Source organism: Vibrio sp. TRT 21S02, from assembly GCF_050113675.1.
Classification (GTDB): domain Bacteria; phylum Pseudomonadota; class Gammaproteobacteria; order Enterobacterales; family Vibrionaceae; genus Vibrio.
Window position 1 is genome coordinate 20590 of sequence record NZ_JBNJOI010000012.1, and the last position, 18816, is coordinate 39405.

An 18816-nucleotide genomic window follows, 5' to 3' on the forward strand; every position below is an offset into this window, starting at 1 on the left:
AGACAATGGATGCAACATTTAGTTTTTGTCTATGGGACGCTGCGTCAGGGAGAGAGCAATCATCATTTTCTGGCAAGCGCTCAGCTACTGGGAGTGCACGAAACGCAACCAACTTACGCACTACATGACTTAGGGGCTTACCCAGCCCTTACGGAAGGGCAACACTCCATTCGTGGTGAAGTTTACCTCATTGACAGCGATACATTGCAAACGCTGGATAGGTTGGAAGAGGTGCCAGTGGAATATCGCCGTGAAACCATAGATACCCCCTTTGGTGTTGCGTGGATCTATCTCTATCAAGATGCCAATCAGTTAGATAGCCTGATTGCTACTGGCGATTGGTGCCAACGAGTGTAAAAAAAGCCAGCGTTGCTGGCTTTTTCTTGATTACTTTTGTGCTCGCTCGTAAGAGGTGAGAATTTCTTCACGGGCCGCAGCGGCATCAGCCCAGCCATCGACTTTTACCCACTTTCCTGACTCAAGCTCTTTGTAGCGTTCAAAGAAGTGTGTGATTTGTGCCTTTAACAACTCAGGCAGATCACCGACATCTTGAATGTGGTCATACTCTTTTGACAGTTTGCTGTGTGGCACCGCAACAACTTTGGCATCTTCACCCGATTCATCGGTCATTTTTAACATGCCAACTGGACGGCAGCGGATCACCGAGCCCGGTAGTAATGGATGCGGTGTGGGAACCAACACGTCAACAGGATCACCATCGAGTGACAAAGTGTGGTTAACGTAACCGTAGTTGCAAGGGTAAAACATCGGTGCAGACATAAAACGATCGACAAATACCGCGCCAGAGTCCTTATCAACTTCATATTTGATAGGGTCAGCATTAGCTGGGATTTCGATGACCACATAGATGTCATCGGGTAGGGACTTACCCGCAGGTACGTTATTTAAGCTCATTGAATTATCCTTTTCCTTAAGGGCTGAAACGAGGTCAATCGACCTGAGTTGCCATCAAATTTAACGGAAAATCGTACGAAATGTAACCTCGTTGCCGATGAACTTTCATGGTAGGCGTTATCTTTAAAAAAATAAGCCACCAACAACATCATTTTAGTTGGTTATAAAAAACGCCTGCATAGCAGGCGTTAGTATTATTCTTCGTTTGGATTGAGTTCTAAAAACTCTTCTACTTTCCTCACCATATTTTTCGAACCGACGAAAAATGGCACACGCTGATGCAATTCGGTTGGCTTAATATCGAGGATCCGATTCACGCCATCTGAAGCCAAACCACCCGCTTGTTCAATGAGGTATGCCATAGGATTACATTCGTAAAGCAGGCGCAGCTTTCCGCTTGGGTGACTTTGAGTGCTTGGGTACAGGTAAATGCCGCCTTTGAGTAGATTACGGTGAAAATCAGCCACCAGCGAGCCAATGTAGCGCGATGTATAAGGGCGTTTCTCTTCCGGTTTATTTTCTTGGCAGTACTTAATGTATTTCTTTACCCCTAGCGGGAAGCGGATGTAATTACCTTCATTGATCGAGTAGATGGTGCCATCTTGTGGGATCATCATATTTTCATGAGACAAGCAGAACGTGCCTAGTGAAGGATCATAGGTAAAACCGTTGACGCCATGGCCTGTGGTGTACACCAACATGGTGGATGAGCCATAAATCACATAGCCAGCAGCGACCTGTTTGTGTCCCGGTTGAAGAAAATCTTCCTGAGTTGGTGGGGTTCCGATAGGGGAGACGCGGCGGTAAATCGAGAAAATGGTGCCGACTGACACATTCACATCGATGTTGGACGATCCATCTAAGGGGTCCATCAACACCACGTATTTGGCATTTTTGTTTAACTCTTTACTAAATGCGACGGCTTCGTCTTCCTCTTCACTGGCGACACCACAGACTTGATCGCGTGCTTCAAGTGCTGCTTTGAATTTTTCGTTAGCGTAAACATCCAGTTTTTGTTGAGCCTCTCCCTGAACATTTTCAGTACCGACGGCACCTGTAATATCACCAAGTCCAGCCGCATTGATTTCTCGGTTGACGATTTTCGCAGCAAGTCGAATCGAAGAGAGAAGAGATGATAGATCACCGCTAGCGTGGGGGAAGTCCGCTTGTTTTTCAACAATGAACTCGCCAAGGGTGCGCATTCCAGACATGTTATTTCCTTAAACTTCACTCAAATTAAAATAGGGGGAATAAGCCAAGTATGATCTCTTATGGATCATTGGTAGGCTTCATTGCAAAGTGTAAGAGTTGGATCTTTTTATTGGTAATGAACTAACTGTTTGAGATCTCAATTTAATTGTCGACTTGATTCTCGTTTGCATTCAGTCAAAAACTGCCCAATAGTTGAGCGGTTGAGTCCAGCCTCGGTCAAAGGGTGATCAAAGAGGTTCGCATTTCAGGCCATAATCGCGATAATGAAGATCGATTAATTTCAGCACATGACAAGGTCAGGTTTATGCATATTCATATCTTGGGGATCTGCGGTACTTTTATGGGTGGCGCAGCGGTTCTAGCGCGTCAACTCGGGCATAAAGTCACCGGGAGTGATGCCAATGTTTATCCACCAATGAGTACATTGCTAGAGTCTCAAGGCATTGAAATCATTGAAGGCTTTGACCCATCACAATTGAATCCTGCCCCAGACCTTGTGGTGATTGGTAATGCGATGAGTCGTGGTAACCCGTGTGTCGAGTATGTGCTGAATAACAACCTGCGTTACACCTCAGGCCCTCAATGGCTACAGGAATTTTTATTGCATGATCGTTGGGTGTTGGCGGTGTCCGGTACCCACGGTAAAACAACCACTTCAAGTATGTTGGCTTGGATTCTGGAAGCATGTGACTACCAGCCCGGTTTCTTAGTCGGTGGCGTGCTGGGCAACTTTGGTGTGTCGGCTCGATTGGGGGAAAGCATGTTTTTCGTGGTTGAGGCCGACGAATATGACAGCGCTTTTTTCGATAAACGTTCTAAGTTTGTTCACTACCATCCGCGTACGCTGATCATGAATAACCTTGAATTTGATCATGCAGATATTTTTGATGATCTCGAAGCGATTAAGCGCCAATTCCATCACTTGGTGCGCACCGTTCCGGGTAATGGGCGCATTCTTGCACCAAAACAAGATCAGGCTCTGGTGGATGTGTTGCAACGTGGCTGTTGGTCTGAGACGGAGTACTCTGGCGAAGAGGGGGATTGGTGTGCAGAAAAAGTGACGCAAGACGGCTCACAATTCCACGTACTCTACCAAGGTGAGCGTGTAGGTACGGTAACATGGGATTTGGTAGGGGATCACAATGTTGATAACGCCTTGATGGCGATTGCGGCAGCTCGACATGTTGGAGTGACACCAGATTTAGCTTGTGAAGCACTGGCTAAGTTTATTAATACCAAGCGCCGATTGGAGCTTAAAGGCGAAGTGAATGGCGTTACGGTTTATGATGACTTTGCCCATCACCCCACCGCGATTGAACTGACGCTGGGTGGCTTACGTAATAAAGTCGGAGAGCAAGAGATCATTGCGGTACTTGAGCCTCGTAGCGCGACGATGAAGCGTGGTGTCCATAAAGATACTTTAGCTGCGTCTCTCAAGCAGGCAGATAAAGTTTTCCTATACCAGCCAGATACCATTGATTGGTCGGTTGAAGACGTGGCGAAACAGTGTCAGCAACCAGCGTATGTCAGTAATAATATTGATCAGCTTGTCAGTGATATAGTCGCTCAGTCTGCTCCGGGTACTCAGATCTTAGTGATGAGTAATGGGGGCTTTGAAGGCATTCACGGCAAATTACTGGACAAGTTAGCACAATAAATTAGTGTTGAATTATGAGCGGAAATAACAAAGCGATAACACTGGCATGGACGGGCGCTTCCGGCGCACCTTATGGATTGCGATTGCTGCAATGCTTACTCGCGGCGGACTATCAAGTTTACTTGTTGATCTCATCTGCCGCTCGAGTGGTGCTGGCGACAGAACACAATCTGAAATTACCAGCTGGACCTGAGGCGGCGCAAAAAGCCTTGGTTGAGCACCTTAAGTGCGAGTCCGACAAACTGATTGTATGTGGTAAAGAAGACTGGTTTTCACCTGTGGCTTCGGGTTCGGCTGCGCCGAAACAGATGGTGGTGTGTCCGTGTTCAGCAGGGAGTGTCGCTGCCATTGCTCATGGCATGTCGGATAATCTGATAGAGCGTGCTGCAGATGTGGTGATCAAAGAACGCGGTCAATTGATGCTGGTGGTCCGTGAAACGCCATTTTCGACCATTCACTTAGAGAACATGCACAAGTTGTCACAAATGGGTGTGACTATCATGCCTGCGGCGCCCGGTTTTTATCATCAACCACATAGCATCGATGATTTGGTCGACTTTATGGTAGCTCGTATTCTTGACCATTTAGGGATAGAGCAAGCGCTGGTGCCTCGCTGGGGCTACGATCAGCGTCAGTGATAAACTTGTTGGTAGCCAAGTTGTGACATAACGATTACAATCCACCCATACTCATCGGGGAGCTATTGATTGGATCAATGAAGCTGAGATCGAGCACTGCTCGGGACCCGTAATACCTGAACCAGATAATGCTGGCGTAGGAATTGAGTCAGGATATTTATCGCCGACAGGACGATCAAACCCTACCTCAAGCCTGTGCCGCTCAACAAGGAGAGAGCGAGCCGTGAAAACCACTCTTAGCGCGATTGCCATCGCAACCATTACTTCATTTTCCGCACATGCCGCAGACAAGACTTTAACGGTTTATACCTATGACTCCTTTACGGCAGAGTGGGGACCGGGTCCGAAAGTAGAAAAAGCCTTTGAAGCCAAATGTGGTTGCGATATTAATTTTGTCGCCTTAGACGATGGCGTCTCTATTCTCAATCGCTTACGTTTAGAAGGCAAAAACAGCAAAGCGGATATTGTGCTTGGTCTTGATAACAACCTAATGGCTGAAGCAAAAAAAACAGGCCTCTTGGCACAGCACGATGTTGATACTTCCAATACCACATTACCAAATGGTTGGTCAGACAAGACCTTTGTTCCTTATGATTATGGTTACTTTGCTTTTGTTTATAACAAAGAAAAGTTGATCAATCCGCCAAAGAGTTTGAAAGAGCTAGTTGAGCAGCGTGATGATCTAAAGGTGATTTACCAAGATCCTCGTACATCCACGCCAGGGCAAGGCTTGATGTTATGGATGAAAGTGGTTTATGGCGATAACGTGACGGATGCGTGGCAGCAACTGGCTAAGAAAACGGTCACTGTTACTAAAGGTTGGTGGGAAGCGTATTCAATGTTTCTTGAAGGGGAGTCTGATATGGTGCTGTCGTACACCACATCTCCTGCGTATCACTTAATTGCCGAAAGTAATGCAAACTACGCAGCAGCCGACTTTACGGAAGGCCACTACACTCAGGTTGAAGTTGCTGCGAAGCTAAAAAGCTCACAAAACCAGAAGCTAGCAGATGAATTCATGCACTTTATTTTGAGTGATGAGTTTCAAAGCGTGATGCCAACGGGCAACTGGATGTACCCGGTTACTGACGTTAAACTGCCGCAAGGATTTGAAACGCTTACGGTACCGAAACAAGCATTGAGCTTTAGCTCCGATGAAGTGGCTGAAAACCGTAAGCCGTGGATTCGTGAATGGCAAAACGCGCTAACATTTTAAGGATTTTGTTTGAACAAGACGCCTAAGATCGGCATTGGGGTCGCGATAGTTATCGCGGCCTTTGTTATTTCAGCCTTGAGTGCTTTGTTGTTGGAAGCGCCGACGTTGGATCTGCGCCATATCTGGAATGATCGTTATTATCGCCATGTTACGCAGTTCAGTTTTTATCAATCTTTGCTTTCGACCCTATTAAGTGTGGGGTTCGCTATTCCTGTCGCCCATGCCTTGTCTCGACGTCACTTTTCCGGTAAGTCGCTACTACTTAAATTATTTGCAACCACGCTCGTTTTACCAGTCTTAGTTGGCGTCTTTGGCCTGCTGGCGATATACGGAAACAGCGGCGTGCTAGCTGAGCTATTTGAGGCTTTTGACCAAGCGTTTCCTTTTTCGATATACGGCCTCAATGGGATTTTGCTGGCGCATGTCTTCTTTAACTTACCTTATGCGAGTCGCTTGTTATTGCAATCATTGGAAGGCATTCCTGATGAACAACATAAACTGTGCGCGCATTTGGGGATGAGTCATTGGCAAAAATTCAAACTAGTAGAATGGCCAAGGCTGCGCCAACAAATACCGCATGTATGTGGTTTAGTGTTTATGTTGTGTTTCACCAGTTTTGCCGCCGTGATGGCACTTGGCGGTGGACCGAAATCTACCACCATCGAACTGGCCATTTATCAGGCGATAAAGTTTGATTTTGATCTGCAAACAGGGGCCATTCTGGCATTGTGGCAAATGCTACTGTGTGGCGTTATGGCGCTTTCGATACAACGCTTGGCGAAGCCAGTTTCAGTCAGCCGTGGCAGTCATCGTCGTTCAGCGACGCTTTACCAATCCTCTTTTAGGTCAACATGTTGGGACTGGAGTTGGATTGGTTTTTCGATGTTACTTGTTTTGCCTCCGCTCGCGATGGTGTTCATCAGTGGCTTAAACAGCCAAGCTTGGAAAGTGTTCAGTGATGACCGCTTTTGGTTGGCACTGAGTTCATCGCTGCAAGTGGCATCACTGGCGAGCGTTATTGCGCTAGTGGCAGGGATTACTATTCTACTGACGAGTCGTCACTGGCGAGTGCGCTCCCAACACTATCGCGCCGATCAAATTGAGTTGATTGGCACCATCATTTTGGTGACACCGGGCTTGGTCATTAGTACTGGATTATTCTTGCTATTACGCAATTTTACCGATGCATTCAGTTATGCCTTTTGGGTTGTGGTAGCAGTGAATGCATTGATGGGATTGCCGTATGTTCTGAAGACCTTATCCCAACCTATGTTGCATATAGAGCAGCGCTACCAGTATTTGTGTGCCTCGTTGGGCCTGACTGGGTGGCAGAGACTTAAGCTGGTGGAGTGGCGAGCTCTACGCAAACCGATGGCACACGCTTTTGCTATCAGCTTTATGTTTGCCATTGGTGACTTAAGTGCAATCGCGCTGTTCGGTAGCCAGCAATTTAGCACTTTACCGCTATACCTATTTCAGTTGTTAGGAAGCTACCAAATGCAGGCCGCTGCGGTGGTGTCACTCACGCTTTTACTACTTAGTGTGCTCTGTTTTACCTTGATAGAGACATTATTTAAAACAAAGGAAACTCATGCTAACGGTTAATCAGGTGAAGTATCACTATCACAATGAAATGTTTGCCTTTGATCTTGAAGTGCAGCCACAGTCGATCGTCGCATTTATGGGGCCAAGTGGCGCTGGTAAGTCAACGCTACTGGCATTAATGGCAGGCTTTATTGACCCTGTCAGTGGTGATATTACTGTTTCTGGCCAATCTGTTCTCGGTGAGCCGCCACATAAGCGACCATTCGCCATGCTGTTTCAGGAGCACAACCTTTTTGCTCATTTGAGTGTCAGAGACAATATTGGCTTAGGCATTCATCCGGGGTTAAAGCTAAATCAAAGTCAGCGAGAACAAATCGAAAAAGCGGCTCAACTGGTCGGCTTAACGGATTATCTTGACCGATTGCCTGAGCAGCTATCTGGCGGGCAACGGCAGCGAGTGGCGTTAGCCCGATGTTTTGTTCAGCCTCATCCTATCTGGTTATTGGATGAGCCATTTTCTGCGTTAGATCCGATCTTACGTGAAGAGATGCTTGTGTTGGTTCAGTCATTAGCACGGGAAAGAGGTGTAACGGTGGTCATGGTGACACACCATCTAAGTGATGCTAAAGCCATCGCCAGCCATTTTGCGTTTATGGCTAATGGCCGAGTGGATGTGACCGGTGAAATCTCACAGCTCAATGAGCAACATGACAATGCACATTTGCGTGAATTTGTGGCAGCAGGCCAATAATAATTTGAAGTAAAAAGCTGAACAAATAAAAAAGCCTGACTCACGTCAGGCTTTTTTGTCTTTGGTCGGCGTTTAGAACTCTTCGTCGTTAAGCTCTTTTAAGATTTGGAAGATCTCTCGTGCCGCTTTTGGTGTTTTTTCCGCTTTTTTCTCTTTGGCTGCCTGACGTGCAAGCTGGCGTAAGCGCTGACGATCTGCGGCAGGGTATAGTTCCATCACATCAGCGATAGCACTGTCACCTTCGCTGACCACGCGATCACGCAGCGTTTCAAGTTTGTGCAGTACCGCGGTATTTTGCGAGTGTTTATTACGGACTTTATCCAGTGCCGCTTGAATCGGTTCTGGATCTTCATGACGCATGAGCTTACCGATGAATTGTAGCTGGCGGCGTCGCGCTTCGTTTTTAAAACGCTGCGCATCTTTGATCGCATCCGCCAGATCTTCACTCAATGGAAACTTCTCTAAAACAGAAGGTTTCAAATTCACAAGCTCTTCGCCAAGCTTCTGTAATTCTTCCATATCACGTTTCATCTCGGTCTTACTTACCCAGATGATCTCTTCTTCCGGCTCCCAAGGCGCTTTTTGGTTTTTACGGGCCATGTTTAAACTGCCTATATCACTATCTCGAACTAATATTGATCTATTTTAACAAGAATCGTGGGGAGAAAGCGAAATTCTTGATATCCTAACTTCAATAGACGCAAAAATTGAATGAGATATGGACGTAAAACAACAAGTTGCTCAACAGCGTGTTGAGTTAGAAGCTGCCGTTGCTAAGGCGCTCGATATGGCTGCTGAAAAAGCGGATGCTGCGGAAGTCGCGATCACTAAAACTACCGGGATCAGTGTTTCGACCCGAATGTGTGAAGTTGAAAACGTAGAGTTCAACAGCGATGGCGCTTTGGGTATCACGGTATATCGTGGGCAACGTAAAGGCAGTGCATCAACGTCCGATCTGAGTGAAAAAGCGATTCAGCAAACGGTACTCGCCGCATTAGATATTGCGCAATATACCTCGGAAGATCCTTATGCAGGTCCTGCGCCGAAAGAGCTGATGGTGAAAGAGATCCCTGATTTGGATCTTTTCCATCCCGATACACCTGATCCTGATTACGCAGCAAAGATTGCCATTGCCGCAGAGCAGCAAGCGCTTGGTTTCAGTGATGCTATCAAACAAAGTGATGGCGCGAGCTATGATAGCCATTATGGCTTGAAGGTATACGGAAATAGCCATGGTTTACTTGCCAGTTATGCATCCAGCCGCCAAAGCACCAGCTGCTGTGTGATTGGCCAAGGAAAAAATGGCGAGATGGAACGTGACTACAGCTATACGGTAGCACGCCACAAAGATGATTTGTGGAGCCCGGAAGAGGTGGGACGTCGTGCGGCGGAAAAAACAGTCAGCCGTTTAGATGCCAAAAAATTAGCAACTGGCCAATACCCAGTGATGTTTGCCGCTGATGTTGCAACAGGGTTGATGGGACATTTGGTCATGGCGATCAGTGGCGGTAACTTGTATCGCAAATCCTCTTTCTTGCTTGATCACCTTGGCAAACAGATTTTACCTGAATGGTTTAATATCGAAGAAAAACCCCATGTACTGCGTGGCTTAGCATCTAGCCCATTTGATAGCGAAGGTGTGTTTACCCAAGATCGCCAAATCATTACCGATGGTGTGCTATCGAGCTACCTATTAACGAGTTACGCGGCGCGTAAGATGAATATGACGCCAACAGGCCATGCTGGTGGTATTCATAACTGGTTTGTACAATCGACAGGACAAAGCTTTGAGCAGATGCTAAAAGAGCTAGGTACTGGTCTGCTGGTTACGGAAGTGATGGGACAAGGTGTCAACGTGGTGACTGGCGATTACTCTCGTGGTGCAGCGGGATTCTGGGTTGAAAATGGTGAAATTCAGTACCCTGTCTCTGAAATCACCATCGCGGGTAACCTCAAGCAGATGTTTAGCCAGATTGTCGCGGTTGGTAAAGATGTTGAAACGCGCTCACAAATCCAAACAGGTTCGGTTCTATTGGAATCGATGAAAGTAGCGGGTGAGTAAGCATTACCGTTTTAGTCGATACAAAAAAGGTTGGCATATGCCAACCTTTTTTCTTGATAACGATCTAGCCTTCAAACAGTTCGGTATGCAGTTTTTGAATTGCGGCTTTGGAAACTGACTCGTGCAGTAAAAAGCACAAATTATGCGGGCTGGCGCCGTAACAAATCATACGCAGATTAAAGTCTTCCAGTGTGCCAAAGACTTGCTTTGCGTAGCCTTTGCTTTCACTCATGTTGTTCCCGATAAGCGCGACCAGACATAGGTTGTGTTCCACTTCCACAGTACATAACTCTTCAAGTTCACGTTTCGCTTCTTCAGGCAACTGCGGTGCACCACCTGACGTATCAGTTTGGTCAAGTGTTAAAGAGACACTGATCTCTGATGTGGTGATGAGATCCACCGAGACTTTGTGTTTGGCTAAGATTTCAAAAACTTTAGCTAAGAAGCCATAGGCGTGGAACATCTTTGCACTGCGTAGTGTGATCATGGTTTGGTTGCAACGAAGTGCTAGGGCACGGAACAGTGGTGAGCTTTCCACTTGGTGTCGAATCCAAGTGCCGCCTTTTTCAGGCTCTTTTGAGGAGCCGACAAAAACAGGAATATCATGACGCAATGCCGGAACAAGCGTGGAGGGGTGAAGGATCTTGGCACCAAAATTGGCCATTTCAGAGGCTTCACTGAAGCTGATTTCAGGAATTGGTGAAGCTTTGGCTGCAATGCGTGGATCGGTGGTATAGATGCCAGGTACGTCCGTCCAGATCTCTAAGCCTGCGGCTTCAACGGCTTCGGCAATGAGTGCCGCACTGTAATCGCTGCCACCACGACCTAAGGTCGTAGTATTGCCATGTTCGTCTGAGCCAATAAAGCCCTGTGTAATCACCACATGTTCACGACAAAGCGGTACCAGTTTCTCTTGTGCTAGCTGATAAATAGTCTCAACATCGGGTTCAGCTTTACCAAAATTATTGTCGGTGCGTAAAATATCTCGGATATCAAAGCGGACGGCATTCACACCACGTTCGCGCATTAACTGAGTCAGTAGATGTGTCGACATAAGTTCGCCACAAGCAACCAAGTGATCCGTAAGCTTTGCACTGGCTTGGATGGAGGCCGCTTCGGCAAGACTGGTGACGGTATCTAGAATGGCATACACTTCGGTAGCAGTTGCTGTTGCATCTTGAAGCTGGCTCAATACCGCTTCATGAATATTCGCAAGTTGTTGCAATACTTCATTTCGGTGGTCGCTATCGGTGACACCATTGGCCAACTCAACCAATAGATTGGTTACGCCTGAGCAGGCACTGCTCACGACTAATTTGGTTTGTGTATTATTTTCTATGATGGCCGAACAGCGGCTCATGGCTTCAAAATTAGCGACACTGGTTCCGCCAAACTTGGCTACGTTAAATGCGCTCACAGCATTTCTCCCACGACTTCCTTAAAAATTACAGTTGTTGTAAATCAACATCCAATGTACGAAGAGAGTTTTAGAGCAATAGAGAGGTAGAGTTATTTTAGAAAGGATCTCCTCAGAAGCTCTTCATCAGATTTTGCTGATGACAGTTGATGGGACTCAACCCAAGTCAACCGACAGATCAAACCCGACAATTTTGATCTATCTCGGCACTGCTCCCCCTGAATGTTTTGTTTCGGAATTGCGGTTCCACAAAACATCTGCCTGGGCAGTGCTCCTCTTCTGCATAAAAGCCCATTCATTGAACGTTTTTATGTGACCTTTGTCAATGAGTAATTTCACCATATAGAAGTAAATGGTTAACAACTTTGTGACACTGGTTTGACCTCTAGACTTAGGGCTAATTGCCGCATTGGATTATTTCTATTACTGTGAATAGATGCCTTATTAAGCTGCCAGGAGCAATTATGACAATTCAAAGCTTTAATCCACCACGCCGTATTCTTATGGGCCCCGGCCCGTCCGACATTTCTCCACAAGTATTACAGGCCCTGAGTCGACCGACTGTTGGTCATTTAGACCCACTTTTTATCCAGATGATGGATGAAGTGAAGCAATTGCTTAAATATGCGTTCCAAACAGAGAACGACTTTACCATTGCGGTTTCAGCGCCCGGTAGCGCCGGCATGGAGGCTTGCTTTGTCAACTTGATAGAGCAAGGAGATAAAGTCATTGTTTGTCGCAATGGAGTATTTGGCGAGCGAATGCGTGAGAATGTGGTTCGTGCAGGTGGTGAAGCGGTTGTCGTGGATGACGAATGGGGCCAGCCAGTTTCACTTGCTAAAGTAGAACAAGCATTAAAAGAGAATCCTGATGCCAAAATTCTGGCCTTTGTTCATGCAGAAACATCCACAGGGGCATGTTCTGATGCTCAAGCATTAGGGGCGCTTGCCAAGCAATATGGTGTATTGAGTATTGTGGATGCGGTGACGTCGCTTGGCGGCGTCCCACTTAAAGTCGATGAATGGCAATTGGATGCTGTGTATTCAGGCAGTCAGAAGTGCTTATCCTGCGTGCCGGGGTTGTCACCCGTGACATTTTCTCCAGCGGCAATTGAGAAAATACAATCAAGAAAAACGCCAGTACAGAGCTGGTTTCTCGATCAAAGCTTAGTGTTAGGCTATTGGAGTGGGGAAGGAAAACGCAGTTACCATCATACCGCACCAGTGAATAGCCTTTATGCGCTGCATGAAGCGCTGCTGATATTGAAAAATGAGGGGTTAGATAAGGCTTGGCAGCGACACCGCATCATGTATGACAAGCTTAAGGTAGGATTGCAGAAACTGGGCTTCGAATTTGTGGTTGAAGAAAGCTCTCGCTTGCCTCAACTGAACGCGGTATATGTGCCTGAAGGTATCGATGAAGCTCATGTTCGTCAGCATTTATTGACCAATTACAATCTTGAAATTGGTGCGGGTTTAGGGGCATTGGCAGGAAAAGCGTGGCGAATTGGTCTTATGGGGTATGCTGCACGTGAAGAAAACGTCGCTTTGTGTTTGAAAGCGTTGGAAGAATCGCTCTCTTAATAAAGGGCTAATTGAGAAAGTTAAGGGCGACATGTTGTCGCCCTTTTTATTTACTCTTTTGTCGCGCCTTGCTGAGCTGCACTGATTGTTGGTGGGATATATTGCACCTCAGTAAAGTCGATATTAGGGAATAAAAATTGCGCTTCACTGCGGATTTGTTCTGCTCGCCCATCTTGTCCTAAGCCTTGATAGGCCAAGATCAAGTTATTGTAAAATGCAGGTCTTGGTTTGCTTTTTATGATATTCAGTGACCAATCAATATAGGGCTGAATCAGTTCCGCATCTTGTTTGAATAAACCGATATTAAGATAAGTACTGTAGATATCCCAATCGTAGCGATCTTTCCAGACGACTGGGTTAGTTACTTGCTCCAAAATCTCAGGATTGGATGGATTTGAGGTTTCGTATTTGGTGAGCACGTAATTGGTATGGAGCGCGCTGAGCATATACACGCTGGTCAATATCGGCAAAACTAAGCTTGTGACTCTGAGTAAGGTTTTACTAACGATACTAAACGAAACTTCTCGTTGGCTCGATACGCGTTGATCTACCCAATAAAGCAAAATAATAAAGACGAGCCAATGCACTGCGGAGTGATAAAACGGGTATTCAAGTTGGGAATGCAGCACGATGGGAACAAACAAGGCAAACATTGCCAAGCGTGTTCCTTTTTTAGCTTGGTAGAGGCGCGCGAGTACAAGGCCTGCGGCGAGAAGGATGCCCAACACGGGGAGTAGACCTCCTTCAACTGCCCAGTAAAGGAGCTCATTATGGGGGTGATCCATCGAAGGGAGCCCTGCTTTGTAATCAGGATTGAGTTGGTGTTGTCTAGCGGTATATAAAATGTACTCAGACTCAAACTTTCCGTAACCATAGCCAGTAAAAGGCTTTTCGACCACCATATCTAGCGTTTGAGGAAAGGTGTAGCTTCTCGGGCTTTCCATATGCACTTTGTCTGCCGCGATACCGTCACTTGAACTCATTACGATGGTTAACCCTACAATGATGCCACTCACTGAAAAGCCGAGCCAACCCCAGAAACGTTTTCGATTGGCAAAACGGTATAGGTAAGGCAATAACATGACGACAGAAAGGACAGAGGCCAACCAGCCAGTACGAGAACCAAGAATGATCAATAGCGGCAATGTCAGAAGTGGCAGTAGATAAAGTAGGGCAACATCACTAATTTTCCGATGATACTTCACCGGCTGACGAGCAAGCAGATAGCCAGAAATTGCAAGGCCAGTAGCAAGAAAACTGGCCATCACATTGGGTTGTTGGAAAATACCATAAGGGCGGTTGGCTAGAGTGTCATAACCAAACAGGTTACCGGGCTTAAGCATGGTGTATTGAAACCAACCTAATAAGGCTTCGATGACTACCCCAATGACGATAAACCAGAGTAGTCGCTGTTTTTGTTTGTTACTGAAGCGAAATTGCTGCAATACGATAAAAAACAGTAACCCTGCCCATAGCCCTGTGAGTTTGCCAACCGAATGGGATAGGCTGGAATCAGGGTAGATCACCGGTAAGGTGAGCATGATGGCGCTGATAAACAGGCCTATGGTCAGTTTGTTATAACGAAGAGCTTGTTCGGTGCCCAGTTGATATAACCCAAGGGCTAAAGCGAAACTAAAGGCTAACCATGTAGTTGGATTGAATGATAAGGCGAGTCCAGAGCCTCCTGGATTTGGCATAAAAAAGTGCATGGCAATCACAAACAACACTGCAAGCGAAACCAGAAAAGGTTTGTTCAGTGGAAGTTTGGTCGCTTGAGGTTCAAGCTGAGTGCCAGAAAGGTGTACCGTCGCCATTGTATTTGTTGCCTCAACATAAAAAGAAACCAGCGATGACATGTCGCTGGTTTTACGACTTTACTACTTTTTATTAGTCTAACATAGGCTTAAGGAATCGTGCTGTGTGCGAACCTTCGACTAATGACACATCTTCCGGTGTGCCTTGTGCAATGATTTCACCGCCGCCTTGTCCTCCTTCCGGACCTAAGTCGATGATCCAGTCGGCTGTCTTGATCACATCGAGGTTGTGTTCAATGACGACGACGGTATTGCCATGATCACGTAGGCGATGCAGTACTGTAAGTAACTGTTGGATATCGTGGAAGTGCAACCCTGTCGTCGGCTCATCTAAGATGTATAAAGTTTTGCCTGTATCGCGTTTAGAAAGCTCACGAGCCAGTTTTACCCGTTGTGCCTCACCACCTGATAGCGTTGTTGCCGCCTGACCGAGTCGGATATAGGACAAGCCTACATCCATTAATGTTTGCAGTTTACGCGCAATCACGGGGACTGGATCGAAGTATTCACGTGCGTCTTCCACTGTCATTTCCAAGACTTCATCAATGGTCTTGCCTTTGTAGCGTACTTCTAGTGTTTCTCGATTATAGCGTTTGCCTTTGCACACATCACAAGGGACATATACATCAGGGAGAAAGTGCATTTCTACTTTGATCACACCATCACCTTGGCAGGCTTCACAGCGTCCGCCCCGAACGTTAAAGCTGAAACGTCCCGGTTTATAGCCGCGAGAACGAGATTCTTGAGTGCCGGCGAATAGCTCTCGGATTGGGGTAAAGATGCCCGTATAGGTGGCTGGGTTTGAACGCGGAGTTCGCCCTATTGGACTTTGGTCGATATCAATGACTTTATCAAAATGCTCTAGCCCTTGGATCTTTTTGTATGGTGCAGGTGTCGCGGTTGTGGCGCCATTGAGCTGAGTGTGGGCAATCTTAAAGAATGTATCGTTAATCAGAGTCGATTTACCTGAGCCAGAAACGCCAGTAATACAGCTAAATAACCCGACAGGGATGGTTAGGTTAACATCTTTTAAGTTGTTGCCAGTCGCGCCAGAGAGTTTCACCACTTTCTTTTTGTTTATTGGCGTGCGCTGTTTGGGGATTTCAATGGCTTTTTTTCCGCTGAGGTATTGGCCTGTCAGAGATGCAGGATTGGCGATGATCTCTTCCATTGTACCTTCCGCCACCACAGAGCCACCGTGCACACCGGCGCCAGGACCGATATCGATGACATGATCCGCCATGCGAATGGCGTCTTCATCATGTTCAACCACTAAAACGGTATTTCCCAGATCGCGCAGATGGGTCAGAGTTTGTAGTAAGCGTTCGTTGTCTCGTTGATGTAGGCCGATTGAAGGCTCATCTAACACGTACATGACGCCCACTAATCCGGCGCCAATTTGACTTGCCAGACGAATACGTTGTGCTTCTCCGCCAGATAACGTTTCTGCACTACGGGAAAGGTTTAGATAGTTTAGTCCCACATTAACAAGGAATTGCAGCCTGTCATTGATCTCTTTCATGACCTTTTCTGCAATTTGAGCACGTTGTCCTTCGAGTGTTAGCGACTGGAAGAAAGAAAGTGCATCGGCAATGCTGAGTTCGGTAATTTCAGGCAATGTGGTGTCATCAATAAACACATTTCTCGCTTCTAAACGCAGGCGGCTACCATTACAGCTGGTACATGACTTGGTCGAAATGTATTTGGCCAAATCTTCACGCACCGCGTTTGACTCTGTATCGCGATAACGACGTTCGAGGGTATTAAGGATCCCTTCAAATGGGTGGCGTTTCACACGAATATCACCACGGTCATTGATGTATTTAAATTCAATTTCTGTGCGACCTGAGCCTTTTAAGATGATGTCGCGTGTTTTACTTGGCAATGACATAAAGGGCTTATGTAGATCAAACCCATAATGTTCCGCTAAAGAGGTCAGCATCTGAAAGTAATAGTAGTTTTTCTGATCCCAGCCACGGATGGCACCTTGCGCCAAGCTAAGAGTGTCATCTTGAATCACTCGCGCGGGGTCAAAATACTGCTGCACACCTAATCCATCACAGGTACCACAAGCACCTGCTGGGTTGTTGAATGAGAACAGGCGAGGTTCAAGCTCTTGCATGCTGTAACCACAATGTGGACAGGCAAAATTAGCAGAAAACACAGTTTCTTCACCGTCGCCATCCATCGGTGCGACAACGGCGATGCCACCAGATAACTCTAGTGTTGTTTCAAATGATTCAGCAAGGCGTTGCTGGAGATCGTCACGTACTTTAAAGCGGTCAACTACCACTTCAATCGTATGCTTTTTATGCAATTCAAGTGTCGGTGGATCAGATAAATCGCAAGTTTCACCATCAATGCGTGCTCGAATAAACCCTTGTGCCGCTAAATTTTCAAGCGTCTTGACATGCTCACCCTTTCGCTCCTTCACGATCGGAGCAAGTAACATCATTTTTGAACCTTCTGGCAGTTCAAGAACTTTATCCACCATTTGGCTGATCGTTTGGGCGGCAAGTGGTGCGTGATGTTCTGGGCAGCGAGGTTCACCAACGCGAGCGTATAATAAACGCAGATAGTCGTAGACTTCGGTGATGGTACCTACGGTAGAACGGGGGTTATGAGAGGTAGACTTTTGTTCAATAGAAATCGCAGGTGATAAACCTTCAATATGATCAACATCAGGCTTTTCCATCAGTGATAAAAACTGACGAGCATAGGCTGACAATGACTCAACATAGCGGCGCTGACCTTCAGCATAAAGGGTGTCAAAGGCGAGTGATGATTTGCCTGAGCCGGACAGGCCTGTGACCACAATCAATTTATCCCGAGGGATGGTTAGATTCACATTTTTCAGGTTGTGGGTTCGGGCACCACGAACTTCTATTTTGTCCATTCTCTTGCTCTGTGTAATACCAAGTCGCCCAAGTATTACATAGTGCGATAAATGTGCAAAGATGTTACTGGATAAAAAAACAGTAAAAAGGCGATTCATTTCTGAATCGCCTTTTAAGTCATATAGATAGAAAAATATTATTTTTCTTTCGTTGTGACTTGTTTGCCAAGCTCATTTTTCTTGCTGTCTTTTAGGTACAGGTTTTCGAAGCAGTAGTTTGTTGCTTCGATATAACCTTCTACACTACCACAGTCAAAACGCTTGCCTTTGAATTTATACGCAAGTACACAACCCGCTTTTGCTTGCTTCAATAGCGCATCAGTGATTTGAATCTCGCCGCCTTTACCTGGTTCAGTATTTTCGATTAGTTCGAAGATATCTGGAGTTAGGATGTAACGACCAATGATTGCAAGGTTGCTTGGTGCCGTTCCTTGTTCTGGTTTCTCAACCATATCATCTACACGGTAAATGTCGTCTTTGATCATTTCGCCAGAAATAACACCGTATTTGTGTGTTTCGTCTTCTGGTACTTCTTGAACAGCAACGATTGAGCAGCGGAACTGTTTAAACAGCGCAACCATTTGTGCTAATACGCCTTCTTCTTCGTTGACACAAAGGTCATCCGCTAGCACAACAGCAAATGGTTCGTCACCAACCAGTTCACGACCAGTTAGGATTGCATGGCCTAGGCCTTTCATTTCTTGTTGACGAATGAAAGTGAAGTTTGCACTGTCGATGATGTTACGAATATCAACCAGCAGCTCTTCTTTGTTCGTACCGCTGATTTGGTGTTCTAGTTCGTAGTTTTTATCAAAGTGATCCATGATGGAGTGTTTGCCACGACCAGTAACAATACACATGCCGTCCATACCTGCCTGGATTGCCTCTTCAACGCCATACTCAATAAGAGGTTTATTTACAACAGGCATCATCTCTTTTGGCATTGATTTAGTTGCCGGTAGAAAACGAGTACCATAGCCAGCTGCCGGAAACAGGCACTTTTTAATCATGATAGAACCCTTTCTTTGTCTATACTTCATTTCAGTTGGCGCCACCTTAGCACGGTTTATATAAGTAAATAATGAATGAAACGGTTCAAATATAACATTT

15 protein-coding genes and 2 riboswitches are annotated in these 18816 nt (G+C 46.2%); of the genes, 8 read left to right on the forward strand and 7 right to left on the reverse strand.

The window, feature by feature from the left end:
• The first annotated feature begins 9 nt into the window (after positions 1-9).
• Complete coding sequence (locus tag ACQEXU_RS15465; RefSeq protein ID WP_427011500.1) at positions 10-357, forward strand: gamma-glutamylcyclotransferase family protein; 348 nt, start codon at positions 10-12, stop codon at positions 355-357.
• 30 nt (positions 358-387) lie between these two features.
• Here the strand turns inward: ACQEXU_RS15465 and ppa are convergent, their stop codons facing one another.
• Positions 388-915, reverse strand: a complete 528-nt coding sequence (ppa, locus tag ACQEXU_RS15470) for an inorganic diphosphatase (RefSeq protein WP_427011501.1) — start codon at positions 913-915, stop codon at positions 388-390.
• 194 nt (positions 916-1109) lie between these two features.
• Positions 1110-2126 (reverse strand): class 1 fructose-bisphosphatase, encoded by a 1017-nt coding sequence (gene fbp / locus ACQEXU_RS15475; protein WP_367988044.1) that lies wholly within the window; start codon positions 2124-2126, stop codon positions 1110-1112.
• Between the two features lie 305 nt (positions 2127-2431).
• Here fbp and mpl point away from each other — a divergent pair, with 305 nt between their 5' ends.
• The 5 genes from mpl (at position 2432) to thiQ (ending at position 7934) form a co-directional block, all read left to right on the forward strand.
• Positions 2432-3784: a UDP-N-acetylmuramate:L-alanyl-gamma-D-glutamyl-meso-diaminopimelate ligase gene (mpl, locus tag ACQEXU_RS15480; protein WP_427011502.1), complete on the forward strand. Its 1353-nt coding sequence runs from the start codon at positions 2432-2434 to the stop codon at positions 3782-3784.
• 14 nt (positions 3785-3798) lie between these two features.
• The gene (locus ACQEXU_RS15485; protein ID WP_427011503.1) at positions 3799-4422 is read left to right on the forward strand and encodes a flavin prenyltransferase UbiX; all 624 of its coding nucleotides are present in this window, start codon (positions 3799-3801) and stop codon (positions 4420-4422) included.
• Positions 4423-4467: 45 nt separating this feature from the next.
• Positions 4468-4582, forward strand: a riboswitch (TPP riboswitch).
• Positions 4583-4645: 63 nt separating this feature from the next.
• Entirely contained in the window at positions 4646-5638 is a 993-nt protein-coding gene (gene thiB / locus ACQEXU_RS15490; protein WP_427011504.1) for a thiamine ABC transporter substrate binding subunit, read from the forward strand.
• Between the two features lie 9 nt (positions 5639-5647).
• Complete coding sequence (gene thiP, locus ACQEXU_RS15495; RefSeq protein WP_427011505.1) at positions 5648-7243, forward strand: thiamine/thiamine pyrophosphate ABC transporter permease ThiP; 1596 nt, start codon at positions 5648-5650, stop codon at positions 7241-7243.
• Complete coding sequence (gene thiQ, locus ACQEXU_RS15500) at positions 7230-7934, forward strand: thiamine ABC transporter ATP-binding protein (protein ID WP_427011506.1); 705 nt, start codon at positions 7230-7232, stop codon at positions 7932-7934. The genes thiP and thiQ overlap by 14 nt, the downstream gene beginning before the upstream one ends.
• Before the next feature lie 72 nt (positions 7935-8006).
• Here thiQ and yjgA read toward each other — a convergent pair whose 3' ends face one another.
• A complete protein-coding gene (yjgA, locus tag ACQEXU_RS15505) occupies positions 8007-8534 on the reverse strand; it encodes a ribosome biogenesis factor YjgA (protein ID WP_367988050.1) in 528 nt (175 codons plus the stop codon).
• A 118-nt stretch (positions 8535-8652) separates the two neighbouring features.
• On the opposite strand from yjgA, the gene pmbA reads away from it, so the two are divergent.
• Entirely contained in the window at positions 8653-9996 is a 1344-nt protein-coding gene (gene pmbA, locus ACQEXU_RS15510; protein WP_427011507.1) for a metalloprotease PmbA, read from the forward strand.
• Positions 9997-10060: 64 nt separating this feature from the next.
• On the opposite strand, the gene lysC is transcribed toward pmbA, so the two are convergent.
• Positions 10061-11413 carry a lysine-sensitive aspartokinase 3 gene (gene lysC, locus ACQEXU_RS15515; protein ID WP_427011508.1) on the reverse strand — a complete coding sequence of 451 codons (1353 nt, stop codon included), beginning with the start codon at positions 11411-11413 and terminating at the stop codon, positions 10061-10063.
• Positions 11414-11521: 108 nt separating this feature from the next.
• Positions 11522-11700, reverse strand: a riboswitch (Lysine riboswitch).
• 177 nt (positions 11701-11877) lie between these two features.
• On the opposite strand from lysC, the gene ACQEXU_RS15520 reads away from it, so the two are divergent.
• Complete coding sequence (locus ACQEXU_RS15520) at positions 11878-12996, forward strand: pyridoxal-phosphate-dependent aminotransferase family protein (protein ID WP_427011509.1); 1119 nt, start codon at positions 11878-11880, stop codon at positions 12994-12996.
• Positions 12997-13046: 50 nt separating this feature from the next.
• Here the strand turns inward: ACQEXU_RS15520 and ACQEXU_RS15525 are convergent, their stop codons facing one another.
• From ACQEXU_RS15525 to galU, 3 genes are all read right to left on the reverse strand, one after another.
• The gene (locus ACQEXU_RS15525) at positions 13047-14810 is read right to left on the reverse strand and encodes a PglL family O-oligosaccharyltransferase (protein WP_427011510.1); all 1764 of its coding nucleotides are present in this window, start codon (positions 14808-14810) and stop codon (positions 13047-13049) included.
• A gap of 73 nt (positions 14811-14883) precedes the next feature.
• Positions 14884-17706, reverse strand: a complete 2823-nt coding sequence (uvrA, locus tag ACQEXU_RS15530; protein ID WP_427011511.1) for an excinuclease ABC subunit UvrA — start codon at positions 17704-17706, stop codon at positions 14884-14886.
• Between the two features lie 137 nt (positions 17707-17843).
• Complete coding sequence (galU, locus tag ACQEXU_RS15535; RefSeq protein WP_367988056.1) at positions 17844-18716, reverse strand: UTP--glucose-1-phosphate uridylyltransferase GalU; 873 nt, start codon at positions 18714-18716, stop codon at positions 17844-17846.
• Between the last annotated feature and the right edge of the window lie 100 nt (positions 18717-18816).

Bases quoted from the DNA above. Each gene is read 5' to 3' on its own strand.
- ACQEXU_RS15465 (WP_427011500.1), top strand. From the start codon at position 10: ATGCAACATTTAGTTTTTGTCTATGGGACGCTGCGTCAGGGAGAGAGC.
- ppa (WP_427011501.1), bottom strand. From the start codon at position 915: ATGAGCTTAAATAACGTACCTGCGGGTAAGTCCCTACCCGATGACATC.
- fbp (WP_367988044.1), bottom strand. From the start codon at position 2,126: ATGTCTGGAATGCGCACCCTTGGCGAGTTCATTGTTGAAAAACAAGCG.
- mpl (WP_427011502.1), top strand. From the start codon at position 2,432: ATGCATATTCATATCTTGGGGATCTGCGGTACTTTTATGGGTGGCGCA.
- ACQEXU_RS15485 (WP_427011503.1), top strand. From the start codon at position 3,799: ATGAGCGGAAATAACAAAGCGATAACACTGGCATGGACGGGCGCTTCC.
- thiQ (WP_427011506.1), top strand. From the start codon at position 7,230: ATGCTAACGGTTAATCAGGTGAAGTATCACTATCACAATGAAATGTTT.
- yjgA (WP_367988050.1), bottom strand. From the start codon at position 8,534: ATGGCCCGTAAAAACCAAAAAGCGCCTTGGGAGCCGGAAGAAGAGATC.
- pmbA (WP_427011507.1), top strand. From the start codon at position 8,653: ATGGACGTAAAACAACAAGTTGCTCAACAGCGTGTTGAGTTAGAAGCT.
- ACQEXU_RS15520 (WP_427011509.1), top strand. From the start codon at position 11,878: ATGACAATTCAAAGCTTTAATCCACCACGCCGTATTCTTATGGGCCCC.
- ACQEXU_RS15525 (WP_427011510.1), bottom strand. From the start codon at position 14,810: ATGGCGACGGTACACCTTTCTGGCACTCAGCTTGAACCTCAAGCGACC.
- uvrA (WP_427011511.1), bottom strand. From the start codon at position 17,706: ATGGACAAAATAGAAGTTCGTGGTGCCCGAACCCACAACCTGAAAAAT.
- galU (WP_367988056.1), bottom strand. From the start codon at position 18,716: ATGATTAAAAAGTGCCTGTTTCCGGCAGCTGGCTATGGTACTCGTTTT.